The sequence below is a fragment of the Bremerella cremea genome, assembly GCF_003335505.1.
Lineage (GTDB): Bacteria > Planctomycetota > Planctomycetia > Pirellulales > Pirellulaceae > Bremerella > Bremerella cremea_A.
Genome location: NZ_QPEX01000011.1, coordinates 73,077 through 94,200, shown reverse-complemented (window position 1 = coordinate 94,200; position 21,124 = coordinate 73,077). Strand labels below are relative to the sequence as shown.

The window sequence follows — 21,124 nt, the reverse complement described above, 5'->3', positions numbered from 1 at the left end:
TGAATGACTAAATATTATGCCTGGCCTGCGATCATCATCGGGGCCTTGCTGCTGAGCGGCTGCCTCGATTTCGGTCCCAACATTTCCACCACAAAGCCAACGGCAGAGCATGTGAAGTACTGCCGCTCGGAGATGTACCTCAATCCACAAATTATTATTGAGCCGCAAGGTTTCAAACTACTCAGCGGGATCGATCGCTATGTGGAGTTCAAGTTTGTGGCGCATACCAACGATGTGAGCAAACTCTTTCTTTCGCCACCGGTTGATGCTTTGTTGATGCAGCCAAATTATGTTTTCAATGGCGGATCGGACGAAGTCTGGTGGGATCCACCCTCGTCAGGCTTGATCGGTGCTAATTACAACCTACCGAACGTCAGATTCATGAAGGCTGCTTACGTTGATAACGGTGATGGAACGTTGACCGTCTACATCATTTGGCACGAGACATAAGCTCATTCTCTTCGAAGGGGTTTGTTCGAAACCTTTGTTAGCATTAACGGTGGAACCGACCCAGCAGGCGATGGATGGGGGTGCCTGCTTTATCGAGCCAGGCTTCTTCGCTGGGATCGAACAGGCGATAGGCGATTAGCTTCAGGCGATCGTTCACCAGGAACCACGACAAGGCGTAAATCCAAACCAGCCCCGCTTTTTCCCAACCGATGGGCGCCATGAAGACACCGTATACGGCGATCAATGTGGCCACCAACTGGGCTCCTAAAACGGCCAATAGCAAAGTTTTGGCTGGCGCGATCGACCAGAACGGGCCACGGGTTCGTGTGACGAAAATCGTTAACTGACCGGCGACCGAAAGCTTGAGATAGATCAGCGACTGGATGGTGGCAGAGTCGAGCTTGAAAACTCGTTCGGCTAAATAGAACAAGCCAAACGAAGCGACCACGCCAGCCAAGCCCAGCACGCTGGAAATTCCCAAGACTAACGGCATGTTCCACTTCTCGGGCTGGTTGGAATAGCGAACGCGATCGTAAGCGATCGATAAAATCGCGCCGTCGTTCAACAACGCCAGCATCACGATCATCACCGCCGTCACCGGGTAGAAGTTGAAAACCAGGATCGAAAGGGTCATGAACAGCAGCACGCGAATCGTCTCGGCAATACGATAAATCGCGTAGCTGTTCATCCGTTGAAAGATTTTGCGAGACTCCCGAATCGCATCGATCACCACCGACAAACCTGGCGAGAGCAGCACGATATCAGCGGCGGCGCGGGCAGCATCGGTTGCCCCAGAAACGGCAATGCCACAGTCTGCTTTCTTCAGCGCTGGGGCATCGTTCACTCCATCTCCGGTCATGCCCACAATGTGCCCATGTTCCTGCAGAACGTCCACAATGTGGTATTTGTGTTCCGGATAAACTTGGGCGAAGCCATCGGCGTCTTCAATCATTTGATCGATACGGGCCGAGTGGTGGTAGTCGACATCTTTGAAGATCTTCGCATCAAGAAGATTGGTGCCGATGTTTAGCTGCCCGGCGATTTCCTTACCGATGGCAACCTGATCGCCGGTCACCATTTTCACGTCGCAGCCCATTTGCTTGGCTTGGGCAATGGTAGTGGCAGAGTCGTCCCGGGGTGGATCGAACAAAGGAAGCACGCCGAGAACTTGCCATTTTCCATTGGCATCGGTTTGGGCGACACCCAGCGAGCGGAAACCTCGTTGGGCGAACTGATCGATTGCCTCTTCGTAGGACGCTTGAATCTGATCGGCGTTGTCCGCCAAGCCCAGAATCACTTGCGGAGCCCCTTTGCTTACGCAATGGGCTGTCCCATCGTTTTCGTGAAACTTCGCTTCGGTCCGTTTGCTCACAGGATCGAACGGTTGGTAATGTTCAATCGCAGGCAGCGTACCTTCGACCGCTCCCTTTGCCCCGGCCAAAATTGCCAGGTCGATTGCATCTCGATCTTCTGCCCGCGAAGCCAGGGCCGCCGCGCGGAGGATTTGATCTTTGGTGACTCCTGCTAGCAGAAAGGGCTCGCCCAAGGTCAGTGCGTTTTTGGTGAGTGTTCCGGTTTTGTCCGAGCAAAGCACATCCATCCCGGCGAGCTCTTCGATCGAGGCCAAACGGCTGACGATCGTTTCTGCTTGAGCGAGTAGTCGGGCTCCGACCGACATGGTGACCGAAAGCACGGTTGGCATCGCCACCGGAATGGCCGCCACGGTCAAAACCAGGGCAAATTGAAGCGTTTCGGCTAGGGGATCGCCACGAAATAGGGCCACAATTAAGATCAAAACCACTAAAACTACCGCGATGACAATCAAAAAGTCACCGATTTTCAGAACGGCTTTCTGGAAGTGGCTGGTTGTATTGCTGGCTTGAACCAAGTTGGCCGTTCGTCCAAAGAACGTATCGGCGCCGGTTCCGTAGACGAGTGCATCGGTCTCGCCTTGGCGAATGATCGAGCCTGAGAAAATCGAGTCGTTCGTCTTACGAGTGACCGGCAACGACTCGCCGGTGAGGGCCGATTGGTCGACTTCAATCGGGTCCCCTGCCAGCAAGCGGGCATCGGCGGGGGTAATATCGCCCAGGCGAATGCGGATCAGATCGCCAGGGACCAGTTCCCGAGCTGGTACCTGCTGCCACTTGCCGTCTCGTTTGACGCGTGCGCCGAGGGCCAGTTTCGATTTTAGTGCGGCAATCGCGTTGCCAGCTTGAAATTCTTCCCAAAAGCCAACCACCGCGTTGACGATGAGTAAGGTTAGAATGATGAAGAAGTCGGCCCAGTGCTGAACCAAAGCGGACAAAATGGCCGCGATTTCGATCATCCAGGGAATCGGCCCCCAGAAATACGATAGAAATTTCAGATAGAAGTTGGTCTCGACTTCCGTCAGCTCGTTGTAGCCGCGATCGGCTAAACGTTGCTGAGCATCAGCGGAAGTGAGGCCGTCAAGCGAACATTTCAGCCGCTCTTCAAGCTGGTCTAAGGTAAGCTCGTCCCAATTTTCCTGCGTCTTGGTACTCGCAGGGGATTTGCCATGGGGATCGTTCTGCTGGTGCATAGATAGGTCCTATCCTGCTGGAAGCGACAAATGACCAGAGTGCGCAATTCCTCCCCAGGTGTTACGCTGCATTCAGTTTAGCATGCCTTTCTTGCCGCACGGCGCGAAGGGCAGTGCTTTGATTTATTCTTAGGAGAAAGCCATTGGCGCTTTGGCCGTAAGCGAGAAAGGAAGCGGCTCAGCTTCGTTCAGAGCTTGCTGGCAGGGAATAATTCTGCCGTATAGGCCGGATAAACCTGCCATTTGACCTTTGCTCTCATTCCGCTAGAAAGAGGACTGGGCGGTTTTTCTCTTGCACGAGATATTTCGATTGCGGCGGTCAACTTCACAATTTGGTATTCGACTTACCGCCCGTCGTTGGGGGCAGTTGATCGCCTGCGCAAACAGTTCTGGAAATGCCCGCAAGAAACTGGCCCGAGTTTGCCGAAGAAAACGGCGAAAGCGACCGATCAAGGCGAAAGCATCGGTCGTGCGGAACCGTCGAATGCAGCGGTTAGAGGCGATTTTGTTCCTCGCCAAACAACCACTAAGTTCTCGCAAATTGGCCCAGCTTGCCAACTTGGCGGATGGAACCGAAGCCCGTACACTAGTGCGTTCCCTGAATCGGCTATATGACGCCGCCCACCGTGCGTTTCGCGTGGAGGAGTTAGCTGGCGGATACCAGTTGTTGACTCGGGGAAAGTTCGCCGACTGGGTTCGGCGGGTGGTTGGTAGCGATGACCCGACTCGGTTGTCGACTCCGGCCATGGAAACACTGGCGATTATTGCCTATCGGCAGCCTGTCCTGCGGGCAGATGTCGAGGCGATACGTGGTGTTAATTGTGGCGAGATTATTCGCCAATTGATGGACCGAGACTTGGTTCAAATTCGCGGTCGCAGCGAGGAATTGGGTAGACCTTTCCTTTATGCGACAACCGCCGCGTTTTTGAGAATGTTTGGGTTTCGGTCCTTGGACGATTTGCCCCGTAAAGACGAGTTTCGACGATTCGAAGCCGAGACCGAGGCGTCTACGGCCTCTCAGGTTGACGATCACAAGGAGACATCGGTGACAATCACACTTGCCCCAAATTCCCCGGCTTATAGCGGCGAATCCGAAATCATGCCTGTGGCAATTTGGAACCCGCAAGAACCGTCCGCACAAGCCCCGCCTATCGAAGACGAAGAAGACGAGTTGTATGACGACGACGATGGGGCCGACGACGAAATCCCAGATGAAGATGACGACGAAGACGACGACTACGATGAAGATTGGGACGATGACTTCGACGATGACGACGACGAGGAAGAAGACGACGACCTCGACGAAGAAGAAGACAGCGAATGGGAAGAAGTCGAAGACGATGAATGGGATGACGAAGAAGACGACGACGACTTCGACGACGATGATGAAGAAGACGACGAAGATTGGGACGACGACGAGGAAGAATAATTCTCGCCGGAAATTGCTTGTCACCGTGCAAGAAAAGGGCTCTCTAAGAGGGCCCTTTTTTCATGCGCGAGCAGCAAACAGCCCCCCTACTCTTCCAAGAATTGAAAGCTGTAGAAGCCAATCATCTCGATCTTGTTATCGGGCAGCAACTCGTCGAGTGAGGCTCGGAGCGCTTCCCTCAGTTGAGTCAGATCTGGCTCGTTCAATGCGGTTCGGTTGAACTTCCGTATCCGCAGCACCATGTTGTGTCGAAAACGACTTTTGTGGCTCTCAAGGATCGGCTCTAGTTCGTAACTCTTGTACCTAGGCAGCTTTATGAACGCATGAAAGTCAACCAAGATCGTGCTGTTCGTCTTCGGATTGGGGATCGTGCAATCGAACATGCCGAGATCGACCTCTACCGGGACCAAAGCGTCCGGCATGTCCTTGGCATCTTTCTCTCCTTGAACGTAGGGCGTGCCACAGCCGATCTGCAGTGCAGCAACGATCGAAAAAAGAACGCAACCTATTTGTGTCCATAGGGTTACAGAATTTCTTCTTTGCTTCAATCTGCCGGCCATGCAAGAACGCCCGTCCCAAGGAATTTGCCCGATTTACGTTCAAGTTTAGGTTGCGAATAGGGCCCCAGCAAAAGTACGGCCCAGGCGTTGTAACTTATTTCAGTGAAATTACTTACCTACTAGACTCTAAGACCCGAACTGCGGTCCTGCGCGAAAACAAGGGAAGTTGTTCGACGCTAAGCAGTGGCGACCTATACTTTCATGGCGCAAGTCTTTTCGCCGGTTTTTAGCATGGGTTAGCAACGCCGATGAATTTCGCCTGGAAGTGGGCCAATCAACTCGATCTGAGATCTGGAACCGCACTGCTCCTGGTGGTGGGGGCGTTGGCGCTATGTGGCTGCGAGCAGTCCGCCTCGGCAGATGAAGAGTTGTTGCTATCGTTGGAAAAACGAGACTGGGTCGAGATCGACTTGGGAGACTTCAACGTTTCGGTCTTGGTCGCCGATGATCCGAGCCGTCAGCCCGATTTGACCGAGTACCAAGAGAGCGTTGCCCTGCATTATCAATTGCATTGCCTGGTTGCCCAGGAAAACGAAGAGAAAGTCAAAGCCTTTCTGGAAGAGCGTAAAGGAGAGATCTCGGACGAAATCATCCGGACTTGTCGGCATGCCAACTTAATTGACTTAGCCGATCCCGAACTTCAGTTGATTCGATCGCAATTACGCGACTTCACCGAAGAGTTTATGGGCCAAGGAGTTATCAAGCGGTTTGTTTTCTCGAATGTCGTTTTGGAGCGTTTCTAATGAGAACCGGCTACGTATGGGGTTTTCTGATCGGAGCGTTGCTGTTGCCTTTGCTATTGGGCTGCGGGGCAGAACCGGAAACGGTAGCGAACGATGCGACCGCTGAGGAAGAAGCATTGCCACCGCACGAGATCGCAATCGGAGAATACGCGTTTCGGGCTTTTGACCCAGCTTCCAACACACAAACGCGGTTCGATTTCTCGTTAGCGGGACTGGTAGACGAGAAAGACCTGACCAAACTCGAAGAAGAGTTCCAGAAGAAGAAAATCCGGATTCGCGATCGGGTAATGATCGTTTCCCGCGAGTCCACCATCGAGGAATTGGAAGATCCCGACTTGGTTATGTTTCGCCGACGGCTGCTAAAAGAGCTGAACCGTCTGATCGACGACGGTAAGCTGAGCGACGTCTATGTCAGCAGCTTTCGCGTAAAAACCCGGTAATCGTGCACTTTCTAGCTATAGAATTGATGCACCAATCGCCGTAAATTGGTGACCAGAAAATGGCCTTATGGCGAATCCAAAGTGCTTGTTTTGGTTACCCGAACATGAATTTCTAATAGTTTCGAATAAACCGTGTCAAACGTCAAGAATTCCCATTGACTCCACTTCTCGGGGGTCGATACATTCATGATGAATCTACGCATGGCCATCAGTCTGCCTGCAAAGTTCGACCTGTTAGATGTGTTTTCTGAGAGATCTAATGGCGGATAGGGCCTGCTCGCCCGAGTTCGTCCGTTTGTTCGGATGCCAAATGGCATCGCTCGAGCCACCTACTAGTTGACGATTTTGGCAACGGAAAGACGCGGTGGGCCTGAGGCCACTGCTAGATGAAGTGAATGACGCACCGAGCCCTTACCGGGGGTAAGGGTGCGACGCTTGATCGGGCGAATCGATCGTTTCCGATTTTCTGTCTCTCTTGCTAGTAGGTTTACGATCCGTGAAGAAGAAACTGTATGTGGGGAACCTTCCCTACAGCTACACCGGTACCGACTTGGAAAACCTCTTTTCCCAGTATGGTAATGTCGCTTATGTAAGCGTCATTTCCGATCGCGAAACTGGCCGATCGCGTGGCTTCGGTTTCGTGGAAATGGATTCAGACTCCGATGCCTCAGCGGCGATCGACGCTCTGAATGGTTACGACATCGACGGCCGCAAGTTGGTCGTGAACGAAGCCCGCGAACGCGAAGGTCGTCCTGGTGGCGGCGGTGGCGGTCGTGGTGGTGATCGCGGCGGTCGCGGTGGCGATCGTGGCGACCGCGGTGGATATCGCGGCGGTCGTTAATTCACGACGCCCAGCGAAACCCAATTCAATGAAGCGACCCGAGAGAGCTTTTCTCTCGGGTCGCTTTTTTTAGTTTGCCTGCAACAGATCTGATCGAAATACTCACCATCGGATTACATACCGACTCATTGGCCGGAAATGGCCTAGCTGGCGTAGTGGCATCAAGAGATTTTGTCCATCTAGGCTACCTCTGTCCCAAGCAATGGTGTGCGCCACTGCGCGTGCCAAAAAGGGAAAAGGCTAGCCATGATCAGAAACGGCAAGGAAAGGTGACGCGGCAATGATTGCGGATGAACCGATAGACGCGGCACCCCGATTTTCCTCGGAATGTCATCGGATGGGGGTCGCAGGAGTTGGCGGAGGATACAGCCAAACCCGCGGGCTAGGCAGGACAATGAATTCGATATCAGGATGATCGCGCTTAATCTTCTCGATCTCTTCTTGCGAAGCGGCGGCCCCCTCCAAGGTGATTTGCTGAAGCGTCGGAAACGTCGCAACCAATTCGATTTGCTCGGCAAAATAGGCATCGCCACGGAGCCGGATCGATATCAAGTTCAACTTCTCCAGCCGGGCCAAGTCTTCGATCTGAAACAACGGTTCTCCCTGCTGAGAGAGCGGAGTCGGCGAGTCCCGATCGAGATTGGGCAGCGCAAAATGTTTTAGACTCGGGCACTGTTCCACAAGATCTAAAGCTTTCAAAGGCAACTGGTGCCGGGCATCCAGACTCGTCAGGTAGGTAAACTTGGGAAGCTCGCTGTAGATCGAATTCCAATTCTCGTCGGCGCGAACCGCGACCGAATCGACATGATGTAGGAGCGGCAGGAAGTATTGGTTTCCGGCCAGCTTCCGCATCCACACAGGGCCTACGTATCGGACGCCGGCATGGAAGCTTCCTTCGATGTTGTAAGTGGGAACGAAAGAGTACTCTTCGCCCAAGTGTTCTATTCGTTGAAGGTTAGCGTGATAAACATAGAAGCCCAATATTACGCCAATCAATGTAAGACCACCCAAGAGATCGGCCAAGTGAAACCGAAAGAGACCTCCATTGCGGCGAAGTCGCCACTCGGTTAGCCCTCCGACAACAGCCAATATCGCAGTCGCCACAGCAACGTCCAGCAGAAGCGACCAAGGGAGAATCAGCCAACCATCGATCTCGAACGGCCAGTTGTCGTAGTTGCTCCACGATACATCATGGTGCAGCGATCCGCCCCATTGCGAGAACGAACTCTTAAACCGAATGAGCGGTTCGGATTGAGTGCGATTCACCTGGCCGGACGTATCGACCTTGAAAGCCAAGGCCCGCGCCAAAAACGGGCTGGGCCAGCCATGCTGGTAAACTTTGGTAGAAACACGCGTTGTCCCCATCGCGACTAGCTGGCGATCGCGCGGGTCGAAAGCGTAGGCCATTTCGTTGGTAGCTAGGCGAAGTTTCTCGCACTGCTGCTCCCAGGGAGTCGGCCAAGGAATTTGGCTGTACTGCACGAGATCGCCTGGCACTATGATGAACACTAAGACGAGCGTCGTCACCAGCAGCACGCACCAGGTAACCCAGTGCAGCATCTTGAGGATCGCTAACCGGCTCAGCAGGGCATGCATGAAATGGTCTTTCTGCTGGTTACGCTTCAACCGTCAAAAGCCACGTGGCGAAGTTCTCGAATTTCTTGCGGGTATTGCCTGAGGCGTGATGCGAGTTGTTGCCGTTGGCAATCCAGTGGAAACCAGGACCCATCAGCGCGGCGGGGCAGCGCAGGTTCAGCGCGATGCACAGTGCACGGAAGTTCTTCTCGCGGTTGGTGTGCATGGTCAGGCCGGTCGATTTGTAGTTGAACAAACTGCGATCAATTCGCATCCGCAAAACAGGATCGGTACAGATAATCTCAAGGAACACGCTGACATCAATTTTCGTGCGGCGGACGTGGCGTTGGTTCGAGCGGGGGTCGGAACCGAGATGGCTGGGGACGTCGCCAATCAGTTCAGTAGCGGCTTTCACCTCTTGTACGATATCTAGCAACCGAATGTTCTCCCACGGCACATGCCCTTCCCATTCTGCCGAGCGAAAGACGAAGTGTTCTCCCTCGAAGACCGCCGAGCGAATCGTGTTCCGAGGAACCTCAGGCACAGCAATCAGGTGATCGTCGCGGACGGCGCGACATGGCATGCCAGCCAAAATTAATCCTTGGGCACCTTCCCGAGCGACCTCGAGCGGCAAATCCCAGGCCAGCATTCCGGGGCGATCGTGTAGCGCTTGACGCACTTCAACCTGTGCCATGCCCAACAAAGGAGCCAAGATGGAAGCGACCTGAGCCGGTTCGATCTGGCAATCGGCTTCACGCAGAATGGCATAGCTGTGCGACATAGGAACTCAATTTCAGGGCTTGGAAGCTATGGAAGTCTGCGGACGGAATCTCAACTGGACGAAGCATCCTTAGGGGCAGCCTCTATCGATTGTTGGCACAAACGTCAATAAAGCTTCGTTGTAGCAAAGCCAATTCGAACTGGCAAAGCTTTCGCCAAAGCCGCGTGGCAATGGGCCGATTAGGTGAAGTAGAATAGAGAACCACATTTGCTATCCCATCTTACAAGGATTTTCTATGAAATACCTGCTCGCACTCGGCGTGTCACTATGTTTGTGTACCGCAGTTCCAACGCTTTCAGCTGCCGAAGAAAAAGAACCGGCCCGGCAATCGGAAGAAACTTTTGATCTGGGAGACGGCCGGGAAATGAAGTTCCTGCTGTACCTTCCCAAGGGCTACGAAGAAAAAGAACATTGGCCATTGATGCTCTTTATGCACGGCGCCGGCGAACGAGGAGACGATCTGAGCTTGGTCAAAAAACATGGCCCGCCGAAGCTGATCGAAAATGGTAAGGACTTCCCCTTCATTATCATTTCGCCCCAATGTCCGAAGGGAACCTGGTGGAAGACCGAGGACGTGGTCGCGCTGTTGGATCACATTATGCAGATTCATAATGTCGACGATAACCGCGTCTACGTGACCGGGCTAAGCATGGGTGGTCGTGGGACGTGGCAAGTTGCCGGGGCTGTGCCTGACAAGCTGGCTGCCATCGCCCCGATTTGTGGACCTTCAGACGAAACGATTGTCGAGAAGATTGTCACGATCCCGACTTGGGTCTTTCATGGCGGCAAAGATTCGGTCGTGAATGTCGATCACTCGGAGAAGATGGTTCGCCTGTTGAAAGAAAAGGGAGGCGATCCCAAACTGACGACCTATCCCGAAGCCGGCCACGATAGCTGGACGGAAACGTACGACAACGAAGAGCTGTACGAATGGCTTCTGGCGCACGAATTGAAGATGCGTAAAAAGATGGAAGCCGACAAGCAGTAGGCTTGTTTAATACTACGAATGATCGCTAAACGCAGCGTCCGGGCCGCCGACCACCCTTCGCGCGGCCGGGATGATGCGAAACTTCATCTGGCTATGCGTTCCTTGCTCGCCATCAAGGCTGCAAGGAATTTCCGGCGACGAATGGAATTCGACCGTTTCCGCTTCGTACGTTACGATTCGCTCTTCCACGTCTTCGTTCGTCAACACGAAGTTCAGCCCGGCGTCGAACATTTCGACCATCGAAAGAGCTGGCAAAATGGTGACGTGAAGTTTATGGTCGTCTAACTTCGCTGTCGGAGCGATCACAAAACCTCCGCCAGCACACCGACCATTCGCAATGCAGAACGCGTAGACGTCTTGTTCAATGACCTGGTGCTCGTCTAGGCGCATACGAATTTGAAACACGGGCGGATCGGAAAGCACCGATAACGCTTGCAGCCAATACGCAAACGCCCCGTAGGTTTGCTTGCTATCGGATGCAATCTCGCGGGCGACCACACCGCCAATACCTGCTGTGACGGCGTTGATTAGCAGCTTCGGCTCTGCGACCGACGTTTCCAGCAAATCCATCGGACGGGCCTCTCCACCGATCGCCAGGTTCCACGCTGCTTCGACATCGTCAAGCGGAATTGCCAGCGAACGAGCCAAGTCGTTGCCGGTACCGGTCGGCACGATTCCGAACTGAAGTTCGCTCGGCGCGGCCAGCAAACCGAGCGATTTGGAAATCGTGCCATCTCCACCTACCAGGATCACACGATCTGGTTTCTCCCGCTCGATCCGCGCGACCAATTCCTCTTCAGGAAGATCGTCGAGGCGGATCCAAGTGGTCGAATCACGCTCTGCGAGCTTTTCAACTTGCGGACCAACAGATTGGGCACCGCCAGAGCGACCATTGAAGAGCGTGAAGGTTTTCATCGAATCCGTTCGCTATTAGGACTATTCGTCCAGGGGCATAATTTCAACTTTACGGAACTGAATCGGATGGCTTTCCGATTGCAACGAGATGGTACCACCAGAGAGCATCAACTCGCCGCCAGCTTTCTCAATCAGTTCCTTCGAGTGGGCATCGCTCGGATCGAGTTGGGGCTTTTCGTATTCGAGAACCACTTTGCCATCTAAGATGTGCTTGATGGTTCCGTTGCCATGGACTTCGATTTCAGCGGTCACCCATTGATCGCCATGATACGTTTTGGAAGTGCTGCTGGTGCAGTGGGGCTTGAACAATTTGCCATCCATCACCACGTTGGTGCCTGGTGTGCAAAGGTTGCTGGTGGTGCGGTTGTCTTTGCCGTTGCCACCCAAAATCTGGACTTCAATCGAAGCAGGGAAGTCTTGATCTTTGCCCATGGTCTTAGGATCTTCGCCATGGATCATCACCCCGCTGTTACGATACGCCCAGCCAGGACCGCCAGGGCATTGACCATCGAGAAAACGGTATTCAACCCGCATGCGATAGTTGCTAAACGGCTTCTCGTAGAAAAGGTGTCCGAACGTTTCGTTGAACTTGTCGTAACCCTTGTCGTACGAAACGGTCAGTAAACCGTCTTCCACGCGGAAGGTATTGTTCGGGTCTTCGCCAAGTTCGTGGTAGCGGATTTTGGGTGTCCAGCCGGTCAGGTCTTTACCGTTGAACAATTGGATCCACTCCCCTTCCTTGCCAGAGTCTTGGGCTTCGTTTTCTTCAGCGCGAAGGGAACCAACACTCGCAAGGGCGAGCAGCAAGGCAAAACTGAACAAGCGATGCAATTTCATGAGGGGGAATCTCCTGGTTGAGCGGAAAACCGCTAAGGGGGCGGTAATAGATAATTGAGCCAAACCTCACCGCAGCCGATGAGAAGTCCTTCCAGTGTAGTCGACCGGAAAAGAGCCCTGAAGTCGGTAGCCGCGATTTCAGCCTATGAAAACTGCCCACCAAATGGAGGGCAGTTCCCAGGAAATTCTTATTTCAGGGTGGGCACTAGTACCCAATAATCGGCATGCCAACAGATCGCGGCACTGGAGCCGGAGTGCTGTACCAGTACGTCTTGCGGTAGTACGTATTGGCAGGCGCCGGTTGGTAATAAGAGGTCGTCACCGGCGCCAAAGGGGCTGGTTGAGCATTGAGCGGCTCGTAGTAAGTGGTGTTAACCACCGGCGGAGCGTAGTAGGTCGTGGTTTCTTCCGGCTGGTAGTAGGTGGTCACTTCCGGTTGGTAATAAGTGGTTGTGGGAAGGTAGTTCGTTGTCACTACCGGGTTTTCCACATAGGTGGTCACCGCTCCGGGGACGAGCACAGGTTTCATGGTCGTTCGAAGCCCGAACAGCCCCGTACGAACTGGCACATAGCCAACCGCAATCGGAGGCGCCACCGTTGTCACGACTTGGGCCTGGGCAAACGTCGTGGTGAATAGCGGCGCAACTAGGACCGCCCCAGCAATCAAAAGACTTCGAAACATATAGATCCCCCCTTCTCGTGTTGATAAGTTGATTTTGTCTTCTGGTCAGCCCATCAACAAAACAAAGTCATTGTTTCATAGGCCAGTCAAAGAACAAGGCAAAATCGATGCCAAGGTCACATTCTGAAAAGATTCTCCTAAAGTCTAGGACACGGTTGGTCACTTGGCGGTCAAGCTGAACGAAGAGAAACTCAGTTTGCGAAAGAAGTTGCGGACGGGAATAAAGCGACTCATTTTGAAATAGTTGTTATCAAAATGACCTTCTTCATCAGCCTCCCTACCGGAAGATAACCCGGATAAGCGTTGCAATTAGCCTGTTTTGCTGCAATTGAGGGCTTTGGCGTCACCGGCTGCGTGGTTGGCATAAAGCATGCGTAACCTTAATCAACTCCGAATGCTCTGCCATTTGGCGCGTTTCATTTCGCTTGATCAGCGCGATGTTTGCGAGAAGTAGATAAGAGAACCGTTAAGGTTGAAGATACAAAATAAGGAGTATCGCAATGCCCCCCCGCTCGTTATGGCTGACAGGTCTGCTGATCTGTCTGATTGGGCTTCCATCGTTTGCTGAAGCTCAAGGTAAAGACAAAGGAAAATCGAAAGGTGAATCGCAGCGATCAGAGCACCGCAGCCAAGGCCGCTCTGAACGTTCGCGTCCGTCGCCGAGTGCTAACCAAGATCGTGGCCGGTCGGCTCCTAAGCCTCAGCCATCTGCTTCACCCCGAGCAAAACAAGCTCCTGGTGCCCGTCCCAGCCAACCTTTTTCACGACCAAGCCGTGGTGAAGTACAAGGGCCAAGTCGAAATACGAAGCCTTCGCGTACTCCTGCCTCGTTCGATGGTATGCGTCAGCGGATTGAATCAAATGCAAAGCGAGGCAATCCCGGGTTAAACGTACCCAATCGCCCAGATCGACCGAACGCCAAGCCTGAACGCATTCAGGTCAATCGTCCCGACTTTAATCGAGACAACAATCGATCGCGGCCTGGTAACGGCGATCGTCAAATGCCCAAGGATGTGCGTGACGTTTTTCAACGCAATCAACCAGCCGATCGGAATCGTCCCGATGCTGGTCGAGGACAAACTCCAGGTCGTCCGGACAAAGGGGCGACTCCTTCACTTCAAGATCGATTGCGCGACATGCGAGAAAACCCGCGTGGGCCGTCCAATAATCGATTTCAACCTGGCAACATGGATGACATTCGCAATCGACTGCGTGACTTGAACCGTGGTCAAGACAGCAAACTTCCGAAACCATCGGACCGTAATCGAGGCCCACAGGCCGAACGCGATAATTCGCCAAGACGTCCTGATATGGAAAATCGTGACCGCCCCGATTTCAGCAAGCGGCCTCCGATAGGAGACCGACCTGGGGCAAATCGACCTAATGGGAATCGCCCAGACAACAACCAATTAGGCAATCGCAAGCCAAACGTACGCCCTGATTTCGATTGGCGTGATCGATCTCAACGAGACCCCAAATTCCGCGAAAACTTGCAAGAAGTGCAGCGTCGGGGTTCGCTCGATCGCGACAAGATTCGCAATCAATTGGTTACCGCCGAAAAGCACAATCGCGATCACGGTGGGCACTACGATCGCCATCCCAACGGTAAGTTCGACCGGAATTGGGACGGGCGTTGGGGTAAGAACGATTGGCATCACGTACCCAATAACTGGTACCGTCACGCGTCGAATGTCCGCAACAACAGCTATCGTCACTTCCACTACGGTTGGAACAACAACTGGCGGCCAAACAATCGCTACCTCAACAATTGGTTCTTCTTCACGTACACGCCACGTCCTGGTTACTGGTGGTCGTGGGGATCCCCTTATCGGCTAAGCACGTGCGGTTTCTGGGGTAGCTATCCGACCTATCCGGTGTACTACGACTACGGAACGACGGTTGTCTACGACACGCAGTATATCTATGTGCAAGACGAGCCGATCGCAACTCGCGAGCAGTACGCATTGCAAGCCATCGCGTTGGCGAATGAAGGGCGACAGCAACTGCAAAGCCGCCCGCCGATACAAGGAAACGGAAGCCCGGAAGATTGGTTACCGCTGGGAGTGTTCGTCCTGACCGACACCGAGACTGGCGATGGGAGTATCTATCTGCAATTGGCTGTCGACAAGGACGGCTTGATCGCCGGCACCTACTACAACGCTACGACGGGCAACTCGTTACCGATTTGGGGGAAGGTCGATCCGGCCACCCAACGTGTGGCTTGGATGATTGGAGAAACGTCTTCCACCGTGATGGAGACAGGCATCTACAATCTGTCGCAAGAAGCGTCTTCGGTGCTGGTGCATTACGGAACGCAGCGAGACGAAACGTGGATGCTCGTTCGTCTGCCAGAAGATCGCGACGAGAACCAACTGCCGTAGGCGTTTGTTTGATCTCTAAACAACCTAAAGGCCCCAAACTTCAAGTTTGGGGCCTTTCTGCATTCTGCGGCGACCTGCTATTGGTTTCTTCGCGCCCAAATGAATCTCTCTCAGACCGACGACATCAGAAGTTCCGATGCTCTCGTTGGTCCCTTTTTCGATTTGAAGCTTAGTGATCAAGAAACAGAAATTAACCGCGATCATTTTGAGTAATTAACGCGGACGACAATTATTTTTCGTTGGCTATGTAAGAGAAATGTCCTGACAATTGAGGTAATAATGCGGATGAGGGAGGAGGATATCCGCAATTTTGGGAATTAGATCGCCCGTTTGGAGCAAAAATTGCAATGGTATAGTTTTCAAGAAAATGCCTCAATAATCAGTTAATTCGCTTCTTCGGAAGCAGATTCAGAGCCTATATTTGTCATAGGCCCCTATTTTTAGCCAGAGAAAAGGTAGGGTATTGCGGGCAAGGCGCAGTAAATACGCCAAATTACCAAGGTTGTGTAGATTTATCTTCGTAAAACAGGTATGACGTAGCTTTTGTTTGAGGCATTGGCTGCGGAATCCGATGTAAGGTTTGAAAGAAGAAACTGGCAGAAAGTATGATCAGGTTTTTGTGACACTGTTCGATCCGCAGAGCCAAACTAAAATCAGCTATTGGTTTGGACCGCCAAAGACCAAACATACAAATAAGTTCTGATCCAAGATCTTGCTGGATAGTGACCCATCTTATGAGATGATTCACTTTCAAGGGGCAGCGAGAATTCAGCTTGGTTTTGAACTAAATCAAGGGCAGCAACATGACTAGAGGTAAAACAGGCATGTCCGTTTTTCCGGGTAGGCAGTTTGCATCCCATGACTTCAGAACTATCGATTGTCCATTTCGTCGACGATGATCCAGCCGCGCGAGAAGCTCTTTTGCAGCTTGCTAGGTCGGTTGGGCTCACCGCCTATACTTATAGCTCTGGGGAAGAGTTTCTGGAGCAAGTCCAGGCATCTCAACCAGGCTGTGTTGTTTTAGATATCCGTTTACCGGGTATCTCGGGGCTGGAAGTCCATCGTCGAATCAATCATGCCGGTTATCCGCTGATCGTAATCTTTTTATCAGCGCATGCCGATGTTCCCACGACCGTACAGGCAATGAAACTCGGTGCATTCGAGTTGTTTCAGAAGCCTTGTAATACGTCTCGATTGATCGAGGCGATTCGTCTGGCCTTGGAAAAGAACCAGCAAACCTTCGAGAAGCATCTTCGCCGATTGGAAGCGAATCAGCTGCTACAAGATCTCTCACACGAGGAGATGAAGGTACTGGAATTGATGTTCCTAGGGCGTACCAATCAAGAGATTGCGGATCGCTTGCAATTGAGCTTAAGAACGGTTCAATTCCGTCGATCAAGCATCTTCCGTAAAACGAGCGTGGAATCGAAGGCGCATTTATTCGATATGCTCTTCGAAGCCGGCTGGAGCCCCACGCCGCAAGTACATCGCCAAGAAGAACAGCCAACAAAACAGAGCGGTTAGAGTTTGTTAGGTAATCAAGACGGTTGTTTGGTATCAAAAGATGCTGCGGTTGTCGTATCGCACTACAATAAAAGGCAATGACCAGATTGCTTTGCCTGGGGTGCGTTCATGGAAAACGACAATCCATTCCGTTCTCCTCAGCCGGAAAAGACGGCTGAGACTTATATCGCTACCGATATCTTTCGTGGGATCACGTTAAGTTGGTTCGTCGACCGGTATGAGTTCTATGTGCCGGAAATGGCCGAAGTTGTTCCCCTGGCGATTGCTTTCTACGAAGCGACCAATGCCCAGGTAATTGCCCGCGCCCCACTAACCTTTTGGCGCGGTAATCTTTGGTCGACTTTGCTAGGCCCGGAACGATATGCCCGGCAACGGATCGTGCTCCATCTCGATGCAGACCAGCATCGGGTCTGGGTCGAATACCATATCAACATGGTTTTGCCGACTCGCTTGTACTATAGCAGCCACCGCGAAGTCATCCGTCTGGCCGGTGAACTTGGGGCAATCCATCGCTCGGCAATCGCGTAACGCAAATTGTTTCTCGGGAACGTCTGAAGAACTTGCAAGAAACGAAAAAGGCGAAGCATGCAGCTTCGCCTTGATGGACTCGTGTTCTGCCTAGCTGATCTTATTTGATGGTCCACTGAGGCCAACTGCCGTAGCGTTGAAGCTCCATGAACAACAAGATCGAGCCGGTTGTCAGTGCGATGAATGACAACATCAGCATAACGGTATAGATATTTAACGGGGACTTGCGTCCTGACTTATCCGAGCTTGGTGTAGACATTGTCACCTTTCTTGATCACGCCGCGGCGATAGTCCCTGATAATTTCGCCAACCGCACGATCAGGCTGGGTCTGCTTGATGATGATACGGCCGAGATAGGTATCGCCACGGAAGACATCGAGCGTGTTGCCTTCGTGAATCCCATCGTCGGCACCCACCGAGATCTCAACCATGTCTTTGTCGTTGACGGCTAAGACCTTGGCATCCAAACGTGGTGGAATGTTATCGACCGGGGTGAATTCATTCATCCCGTTAGCGGCCAGCACCTTACCCATCCGGGCGACTTGCTGGGCCATCTGCATTTCGCGTTCTTTCAAGCGTTCCTGCTCGACCTTGTACTGCTGCACTTTGTCGGTAAGGGCAACCACTTCACCGAAGCTTTTGTCACGATCGGCTTGGGCAGTCTTGATATCGGTACGAAGTTGAGCAACTTCTTCTTTCAGGTTCTTGGAGTTGTTTTCCGCCACTTCGAGCAGCGTTTTCATGTCGGCTTCTGACTTAACCAGACGCTCGTTCTCTTGATCGAGACGGGCCAGGTTGGCTTGCTGCAATTGGTTACGGGCAGCCAAAGCCGACAAAGCAAAAGCACGGGCGACACGTTCCTGTTTGAGCTTCATCTGCACCTTTTGCAGTTGATCCTGCAAAGCGGTTTCCCGGGCTTTGAGCTCGTTGAGCATCTTCTCGAGCCCAGCCTTACCGGCGCCATCCCCTTTCACTTCCGCTCGCCAGTTCTTGTGCGTGGCGTACGTCATCATCGCTACGGTCATGAAGACCAAGCTCATGATTAGGATGAGGAAGGTAAAGATATTTCCGATCAATTTCATGGATTTGACTCCTTCAATGGCTTCCGCCAAGGCCTTGCCGGGATCGGTTTCACGTCGCTCGCAGCTTCTGTGGAAGAATCCACGTGTGATAAGCAAGCCGCGTCCATGCAGGTTGACGGATCCAACAACCGAAAAGCAGCTCTTCCGAGGTCACTCTCGAAAGGTACTGGATGTGTGATTAGGGACAAGATGCGTGAGTATTTAGGGCCAGTATAATTCTGGGGTTTGAACAGTGTCAACAAATCGGGAAAATTAGTTTGGGGGTTCTAGGAAATATGGCTGCAAAATCGGAACCTTGTTGCGTCAACGCCATGTCCTCTGACTCTAATATAAACGACGATAACGTTTTACGACGGATTTCCCGCACAGAATTCCGGATAGCCGAACGTTTTGCCACCTATTTGCGGTTTCATTACCCCTGAATGGGTATGTTTTGCGGATCATGCGGGCTGGGCTGTTTGATTCGCTTATTGAGAAATAGGGCCACTAGATAGAGGGGGGCTGTTAGCAGCAAGCAGCCCATGGCGAACCAATCACCGTAACGGGTATAGGGAGAAAGGGGGCGTGCGGTCGGGACGACTTCCGCCACCAAATAGCTCGTCTTTTGAATGGGCGCGTACTGCTGAACTTTGCCTTGAGCATCAATGACGGCCGAGACGCCGGTGTTGGCGGCGACCAGCATCGGACGGTGGTTTTCGACGGCACGAAAGCGGGCACACGTCAAATGCAGGTCCAAGATGCTGGTCCCCCAAAACCAACCGTCGTTGGTTAGGGTTACCAACGCGTCGACTTTTTTTCCCGCTTGAGTGATGGTGCGAACTTGGTTGGCGACAAGTTGAGGAACCGTGTTCTCGAAACAAATGCACGGAACAAGATTTACCCCTGACACATCCACCACAATCGGCCCTTGGCCAGGCGTCAAGCCGCCACCAATCGGTAACCAGTCGTACACAAACGGGAACCAGTCGCCCAACGGCACGTATTCGCCGAACATGACGGGATGCGTCTTCTCGTAGCGGGTTACAATGCTCCCCTCGTCTCCCACGTGAATCGCGGCGTTGTAGTGATCGACCACTTGGTTGCCGTACCGAATGACCGACGTCCCCAGCAACAGGGGCGCTCGCCATCGATTGACGGCTAAATCGTGCAGAAATCCTTGGAAGCCGTGGATTCTTTGCAGCATGTCTTGCTTCACACGCTCGCCTGAAGTGCTCCAAGCGGCAGGCGGAGCAAAGTCGCTGGCGATTTCAAAAACCATATGCGGCCCCATCGTTGTCTCGGGCCAGACGATCAGATCGAGGTTGGGTTGCTCGGCCACAAGCATATCGGTTAACTTCGAATACTGATCAAACGTTCGCTCCGATTGGGTTGGGTCGCCGAAGACAGTATCGATGGAACCTTGAACCAAGCCGATCCGCACGGCCGCTTGGCCTGAGTCTCTGCGTTGGGCGATATTCTCGGCATCGAGCCGCTCACCTTCCTGCAGCCAATGTTGTCCGCTGAAATACGAGCCGCCTACGATAAGCAGCACTGCCGCAACGAACGCCACCTGGTGGGTCCACTTGGGCTTTACGCGATTTGCCACGCCAGCTTCCCACTGTGGGACCAGCAGCAACAACAGTGATGCAACCAACATCACTAAAAAGCTAACTCCGTAAGCCCCGGTAATCGAAGCGATTTGAATGAGAGGGAGGATATCGACTTGAGTATGCCCCAATTGGGCCATCGAAAACCCGGTTGCAAAATAGGCTCTTACGTACTCTAGCGCGGTCCACACCACGGGGGCAACGAGCGGGATTGGGATTCTCAAGCGATGTACGATAGGACGACTGAGGCCAACAAACAGAGGCAGATAAACGGCCAAGTAGCCGCTAAGCACTGGCCAACCAAACACGCGTGTCGCCCAATGCGCCTTACCAATGCCGTACAGCACCGTCAGCCAGAAAAGGCAGCCAGAAAGATAGATCAACCAATAGGCCCGCTTCGGAAGCGTTTCGGCTCGAATCAGTATCAGCCAGCCAATCGGCGCAACCCAGGCCAGCAGGGTGAGGTTGGCCTGAGGAAATGCCAGCGCCAAGAGCAAAGCGCTGGCCATGCCAAATAGAAGAACGCCGCGCCACGTTAGCGCAGGGGAAATGGGCTTCGGCTGCGGTTCAGTCTGGGGCACGCTGGTTGGGCTCACAACGAGTTCGGGGCAACAGAAAGCCCCTAATCTAAGCAGTTTTCGGCCAACGTCCTAGGTCGATTCGTTGGCAAGTCACACTCAGCGAGTTGCGCGGCGGGCTATCGATCGGAATCGTCTGTCTCGTCATCCGGTGGCATGCCAGGTCCACCGCCAATGAAAGTTTGTAACATCCGTCCTTGGTTCCAGCAGTCCCACCCTTCGGTCAGCTTGTTGTCTTGATTGACCCGAAACCAAGTCATGCCGCGCAGGGTAATCCGATTATGGGTTGGTTGGAAGCCAAAGCCTCGTCCGGTGTGCGTGCCGGTCAGGAACCATCGCACCACGACATCAGGCGGCTGTTCGATGATCGCCTCGATATCCATCTTCAAATCAGGCATGGCGGCCAAGACGTTGTCGCGGAATTCTTTAAAAGCGTGCATGCTGAAATAGCGAACATCCGACTCGGCGTAGCCGATCGCATCTTCCGCCGTGAGTTCGAAAATAGCGTCATCGTTACGACGATTCCAAACCTCTTCGAACCAAGTTCTTGCCAATCGCGAGAGTTGACTCACTTCCTCTTCCGAATGTTCGCGCCCCTAAATTAAAACGGGGCTTACCTGGCCAGGCCCCTCGATCTAAGG

General features: G+C 53.0%; 20 protein-coding genes. 9 read left to right on the top strand and 11 right to left on the bottom strand.

The annotated features are described in order from the left end of the window. The first annotated feature begins 3 nt into the window (after positions 1-3). On the top strand, positions 4-450 hold the full coding sequence (locus DTL42_RS07610; RefSeq protein ID WP_114368120.1) for a hypothetical protein: 447 nt from the start codon (positions 4-6) through the stop codon (positions 448-450). A 43-nt stretch (positions 451-493) separates the two neighbouring features. Here the strand turns inward: DTL42_RS07610 and DTL42_RS07605 are convergent, their stop codons facing one another. Then, positions 494-3,013: a plasma-membrane proton-efflux P-type ATPase gene (locus DTL42_RS07605; RefSeq protein ID WP_114368119.1), complete on the bottom strand. Its 2,520-nt coding sequence runs from the start codon at positions 3,011-3,013 to the stop codon at positions 494-496. Between the two features lie 469 nt (positions 3,014-3,482). Here DTL42_RS07605 and scpB point away from each other — a divergent pair, with 469 nt between their 5' ends. Then, a complete protein-coding gene (gene scpB, locus DTL42_RS26525) occupies positions 3,483-4,442 on the top strand; it encodes an SMC-Scp complex subunit ScpB (RefSeq protein WP_234824116.1) in 960 nt (319 codons plus the stop codon). Positions 4,443-4,528: 86 nt separating this feature from the next. On the opposite strand, the gene DTL42_RS07590 is transcribed toward scpB, so the two are convergent. Continuing rightward, positions 4,529-4,864 carry a hypothetical protein gene (locus DTL42_RS07590; protein ID WP_114368118.1) on the bottom strand — a complete coding sequence of 112 codons (336 nt, stop codon included), beginning with the start codon at positions 4,862-4,864 and terminating at the stop codon, positions 4,529-4,531. Between the two features lie 386 nt (positions 4,865-5,250). Here DTL42_RS07590 and DTL42_RS07585 point away from each other — a divergent pair, with 386 nt between their 5' ends. From DTL42_RS07585 to DTL42_RS07575, 3 genes are all read left to right on the top strand, one after another. Continuing rightward, on the top strand, positions 5,251-5,745 hold the full coding sequence (locus tag DTL42_RS07585) for a hypothetical protein (protein WP_114368117.1): 495 nt from the start codon (positions 5,251-5,253) through the stop codon (positions 5,743-5,745). Further along, positions 5,745-6,185, top strand: a complete 441-nt coding sequence (locus DTL42_RS07580) for a flagellar basal body-associated FliL family protein (RefSeq protein ID WP_114368116.1) — start codon at positions 5,745-5,747, stop codon at positions 6,183-6,185. Before DTL42_RS07585 ends, DTL42_RS07580 begins: the two co-directional genes overlap by 1 nt. 496 nt (positions 6,186-6,681) lie before the next feature. Then, positions 6,682-7,026 carry an RNA recognition motif domain-containing protein gene (locus tag DTL42_RS07575; protein ID WP_114368115.1) on the top strand — a complete coding sequence of 115 codons (345 nt, stop codon included), beginning with the start codon at positions 6,682-6,684 and terminating at the stop codon, positions 7,024-7,026. Positions 7,027-7,356: 330 nt separating this feature from the next. Here DTL42_RS07575 and DTL42_RS07570 read toward each other — a convergent pair whose 3' ends face one another. Together DTL42_RS07570 and DTL42_RS07565 are read right to left on the bottom strand one after the other, a co-directional pair. After that, positions 7,357-8,622 (bottom strand): hypothetical protein, encoded by a 1,266-nt coding sequence (locus tag DTL42_RS07570; RefSeq protein WP_114368114.1) that lies wholly within the window; start codon positions 8,620-8,622, stop codon positions 7,357-7,359. A gap of 19 nt (positions 8,623-8,641) precedes the next feature. After that, positions 8,642-9,382: a hypothetical protein gene (locus tag DTL42_RS07565; protein WP_114368113.1), complete on the bottom strand. Its 741-nt coding sequence runs from the start codon at positions 9,380-9,382 to the stop codon at positions 8,642-8,644. A gap of 235 nt (positions 9,383-9,617) precedes the next feature. On the opposite strand from DTL42_RS07565, the gene DTL42_RS07560 reads away from it, so the two are divergent. After that, positions 9,618-10,370 (top strand): dienelactone hydrolase family protein, encoded by a 753-nt coding sequence (locus DTL42_RS07560; protein ID WP_199590080.1) that lies wholly within the window; start codon positions 9,618-9,620, stop codon positions 10,368-10,370. A gap of 12 nt (positions 10,371-10,382) precedes the next feature. Here DTL42_RS07560 and DTL42_RS07555 read toward each other — a convergent pair whose 3' ends face one another. The 3 genes from DTL42_RS07555 to DTL42_RS07545 all read right to left on the bottom strand — a co-directional run bounded on the left by DTL42_RS07555 (position 10,383) and on the right by DTL42_RS07545 (position 12,804). Continuing rightward, the gene (locus DTL42_RS07555; protein WP_114368112.1) at positions 10,383-11,285 is read right to left on the bottom strand and encodes a diacylglycerol/lipid kinase family protein; all 903 of its coding nucleotides are present in this window, start codon (positions 11,283-11,285) and stop codon (positions 10,383-10,385) included. A gap of 21 nt (positions 11,286-11,306) precedes the next feature. Continuing rightward, positions 11,307-12,122: a 3-keto-disaccharide hydrolase gene (locus DTL42_RS07550; protein WP_114368111.1), complete on the bottom strand. Its 816-nt coding sequence runs from the start codon at positions 12,120-12,122 to the stop codon at positions 11,307-11,309. 205 nt (positions 12,123-12,327) lie between these two features. Next, entirely contained in the window at positions 12,328-12,804 is a 477-nt protein-coding gene (locus DTL42_RS07545) for a hypothetical protein (protein WP_114368110.1), read from the bottom strand. Positions 12,805-13,304: 500 nt separating this feature from the next. On the opposite strand from DTL42_RS07545, the gene DTL42_RS07535 reads away from it, so the two are divergent. From DTL42_RS07535 to DTL42_RS07520, 3 genes are all read left to right on the top strand, one after another. Further along, positions 13,305-15,185 (top strand): hypothetical protein, encoded by a 1,881-nt coding sequence (locus DTL42_RS07535; RefSeq protein WP_147274198.1) that lies wholly within the window; start codon positions 13,305-13,307, stop codon positions 15,183-15,185. 858 nt (positions 15,186-16,043) lie between these two features. Further along, positions 16,044-16,709: a response regulator transcription factor gene (locus tag DTL42_RS07525; RefSeq protein WP_114368106.1), complete on the top strand. Its 666-nt coding sequence runs from the start codon at positions 16,044-16,046 to the stop codon at positions 16,707-16,709. Positions 16,710-16,817: 108 nt separating this feature from the next. Further along, a complete protein-coding gene (locus DTL42_RS07520; RefSeq protein WP_114368105.1) occupies positions 16,818-17,237 on the top strand; it encodes a hypothetical protein in 420 nt (139 codons plus the stop codon). Positions 17,238-17,337: 100 nt separating this feature from the next. Here the strand turns inward: DTL42_RS07520 and DTL42_RS26235 are convergent, their stop codons facing one another. The 4 genes from DTL42_RS26235 to DTL42_RS07505 form a co-directional block, all read right to left on the bottom strand. Continuing rightward, positions 17,338-17,496, bottom strand: a complete 159-nt coding sequence (locus DTL42_RS26235; RefSeq protein ID WP_158545276.1) for a hypothetical protein — start codon at positions 17,494-17,496, stop codon at positions 17,338-17,340. Beyond that, positions 17,474-18,319 carry a hypothetical protein gene (locus DTL42_RS07515; RefSeq protein WP_114368104.1) on the bottom strand — a complete coding sequence of 282 codons (846 nt, stop codon included), beginning with the start codon at positions 18,317-18,319 and terminating at the stop codon, positions 17,474-17,476. The genes DTL42_RS26235 and DTL42_RS07515 overlap by 23 nt, the downstream gene beginning before the upstream one ends. A 412-nt stretch (positions 18,320-18,731) precedes the next feature. Next, complete coding sequence (lnt, locus tag DTL42_RS07510) at positions 18,732-20,486, bottom strand: apolipoprotein N-acyltransferase (RefSeq protein WP_147274197.1); 1,755 nt, start codon at positions 20,484-20,486, stop codon at positions 18,732-18,734. 116 nt (positions 20,487-20,602) lie between these two features. Continuing rightward, positions 20,603-21,055, bottom strand: coding sequence for an ester cyclase (locus DTL42_RS07505; RefSeq protein WP_114368102.1), 453 nt, complete (start codon positions 21,053-21,055; stop codon positions 20,603-20,605). Positions 21,056-21,124 lie beyond the last annotated feature (69 nt).

What these genes read in the sequence shown, in the direction of transcription:
- DTL42_RS07570 (WP_114368114.1), bottom strand. Translation starts at nt 8,622, where the DNA reads ATGCATGCCCTGCTGAGCCGGTTAGCGATCCTCAAGATGCTGCACTGG.
- DTL42_RS07610 (WP_114368120.1), top strand. Translation starts at nt 4, where the DNA reads ATGACTAAATATTATGCCTGGCCTGCGATCATCATCGGGGCCTTGCTG.
- DTL42_RS07550 (WP_114368111.1), bottom strand. Translation starts at nt 12,122, where the DNA reads ATGAAATTGCATCGCTTGTTCAGTTTTGCCTTGCTGCTCGCCCTTGCG.
- DTL42_RS26235 (WP_158545276.1), bottom strand. Translation starts at nt 17,496, where the DNA reads ATGTCTACACCAAGCTCGGATAAGTCAGGACGCAAGTCCCCGTTAAAT.
- DTL42_RS07535 (WP_147274198.1), top strand. Translation starts at nt 13,305, where the DNA reads ATGCCCCCCCGCTCGTTATGGCTGACAGGTCTGCTGATCTGTCTGATT.
- DTL42_RS07545 (WP_114368110.1), bottom strand. Translation starts at nt 12,804, where the DNA reads ATGTTTCGAAGTCTTTTGATTGCTGGGGCGGTCCTAGTTGCGCCGCTA.
- DTL42_RS07580 (WP_114368116.1), top strand. Translation starts at nt 5,745, where the DNA reads ATGAGAACCGGCTACGTATGGGGTTTTCTGATCGGAGCGTTGCTGTTG.
- DTL42_RS07555 (WP_114368112.1), bottom strand. Translation starts at nt 11,285, where the DNA reads ATGAAAACCTTCACGCTCTTCAATGGTCGCTCTGGCGGTGCCCAATCT.
- DTL42_RS07590 (WP_114368118.1), bottom strand. Translation starts at nt 4,864, where the DNA reads ATGCCGGACGCTTTGGTCCCGGTAGAGGTCGATCTCGGCATGTTCGAT.
- DTL42_RS07525 (WP_114368106.1), top strand. Translation starts at nt 16,044, where the DNA reads ATGACTTCAGAACTATCGATTGTCCATTTCGTCGACGATGATCCAGCC.
- DTL42_RS07560 (WP_199590080.1), top strand. Translation starts at nt 9,618, where the DNA reads ATGAAATACCTGCTCGCACTCGGCGTGTCACTATGTTTGTGTACCGCA.
- DTL42_RS07565 (WP_114368113.1), bottom strand. Translation starts at nt 9,382, where the DNA reads ATGTCGCACAGCTATGCCATTCTGCGTGAAGCCGATTGCCAGATCGAA.
- DTL42_RS07520 (WP_114368105.1), top strand. Translation starts at nt 16,818, where the DNA reads ATGGAAAACGACAATCCATTCCGTTCTCCTCAGCCGGAAAAGACGGCT.
- DTL42_RS07585 (WP_114368117.1), top strand. Translation starts at nt 5,251, where the DNA reads ATGAATTTCGCCTGGAAGTGGGCCAATCAACTCGATCTGAGATCTGGA.
- DTL42_RS07515 (WP_114368104.1), bottom strand. Translation starts at nt 18,319, where the DNA reads ATGAAATTGATCGGAAATATCTTTACCTTCCTCATCCTAATCATGAGC.
- DTL42_RS07605 (WP_114368119.1), bottom strand. Translation starts at nt 3,013, where the DNA reads ATGCACCAGCAGAACGATCCCCATGGCAAATCCCCTGCGAGTACCAAG.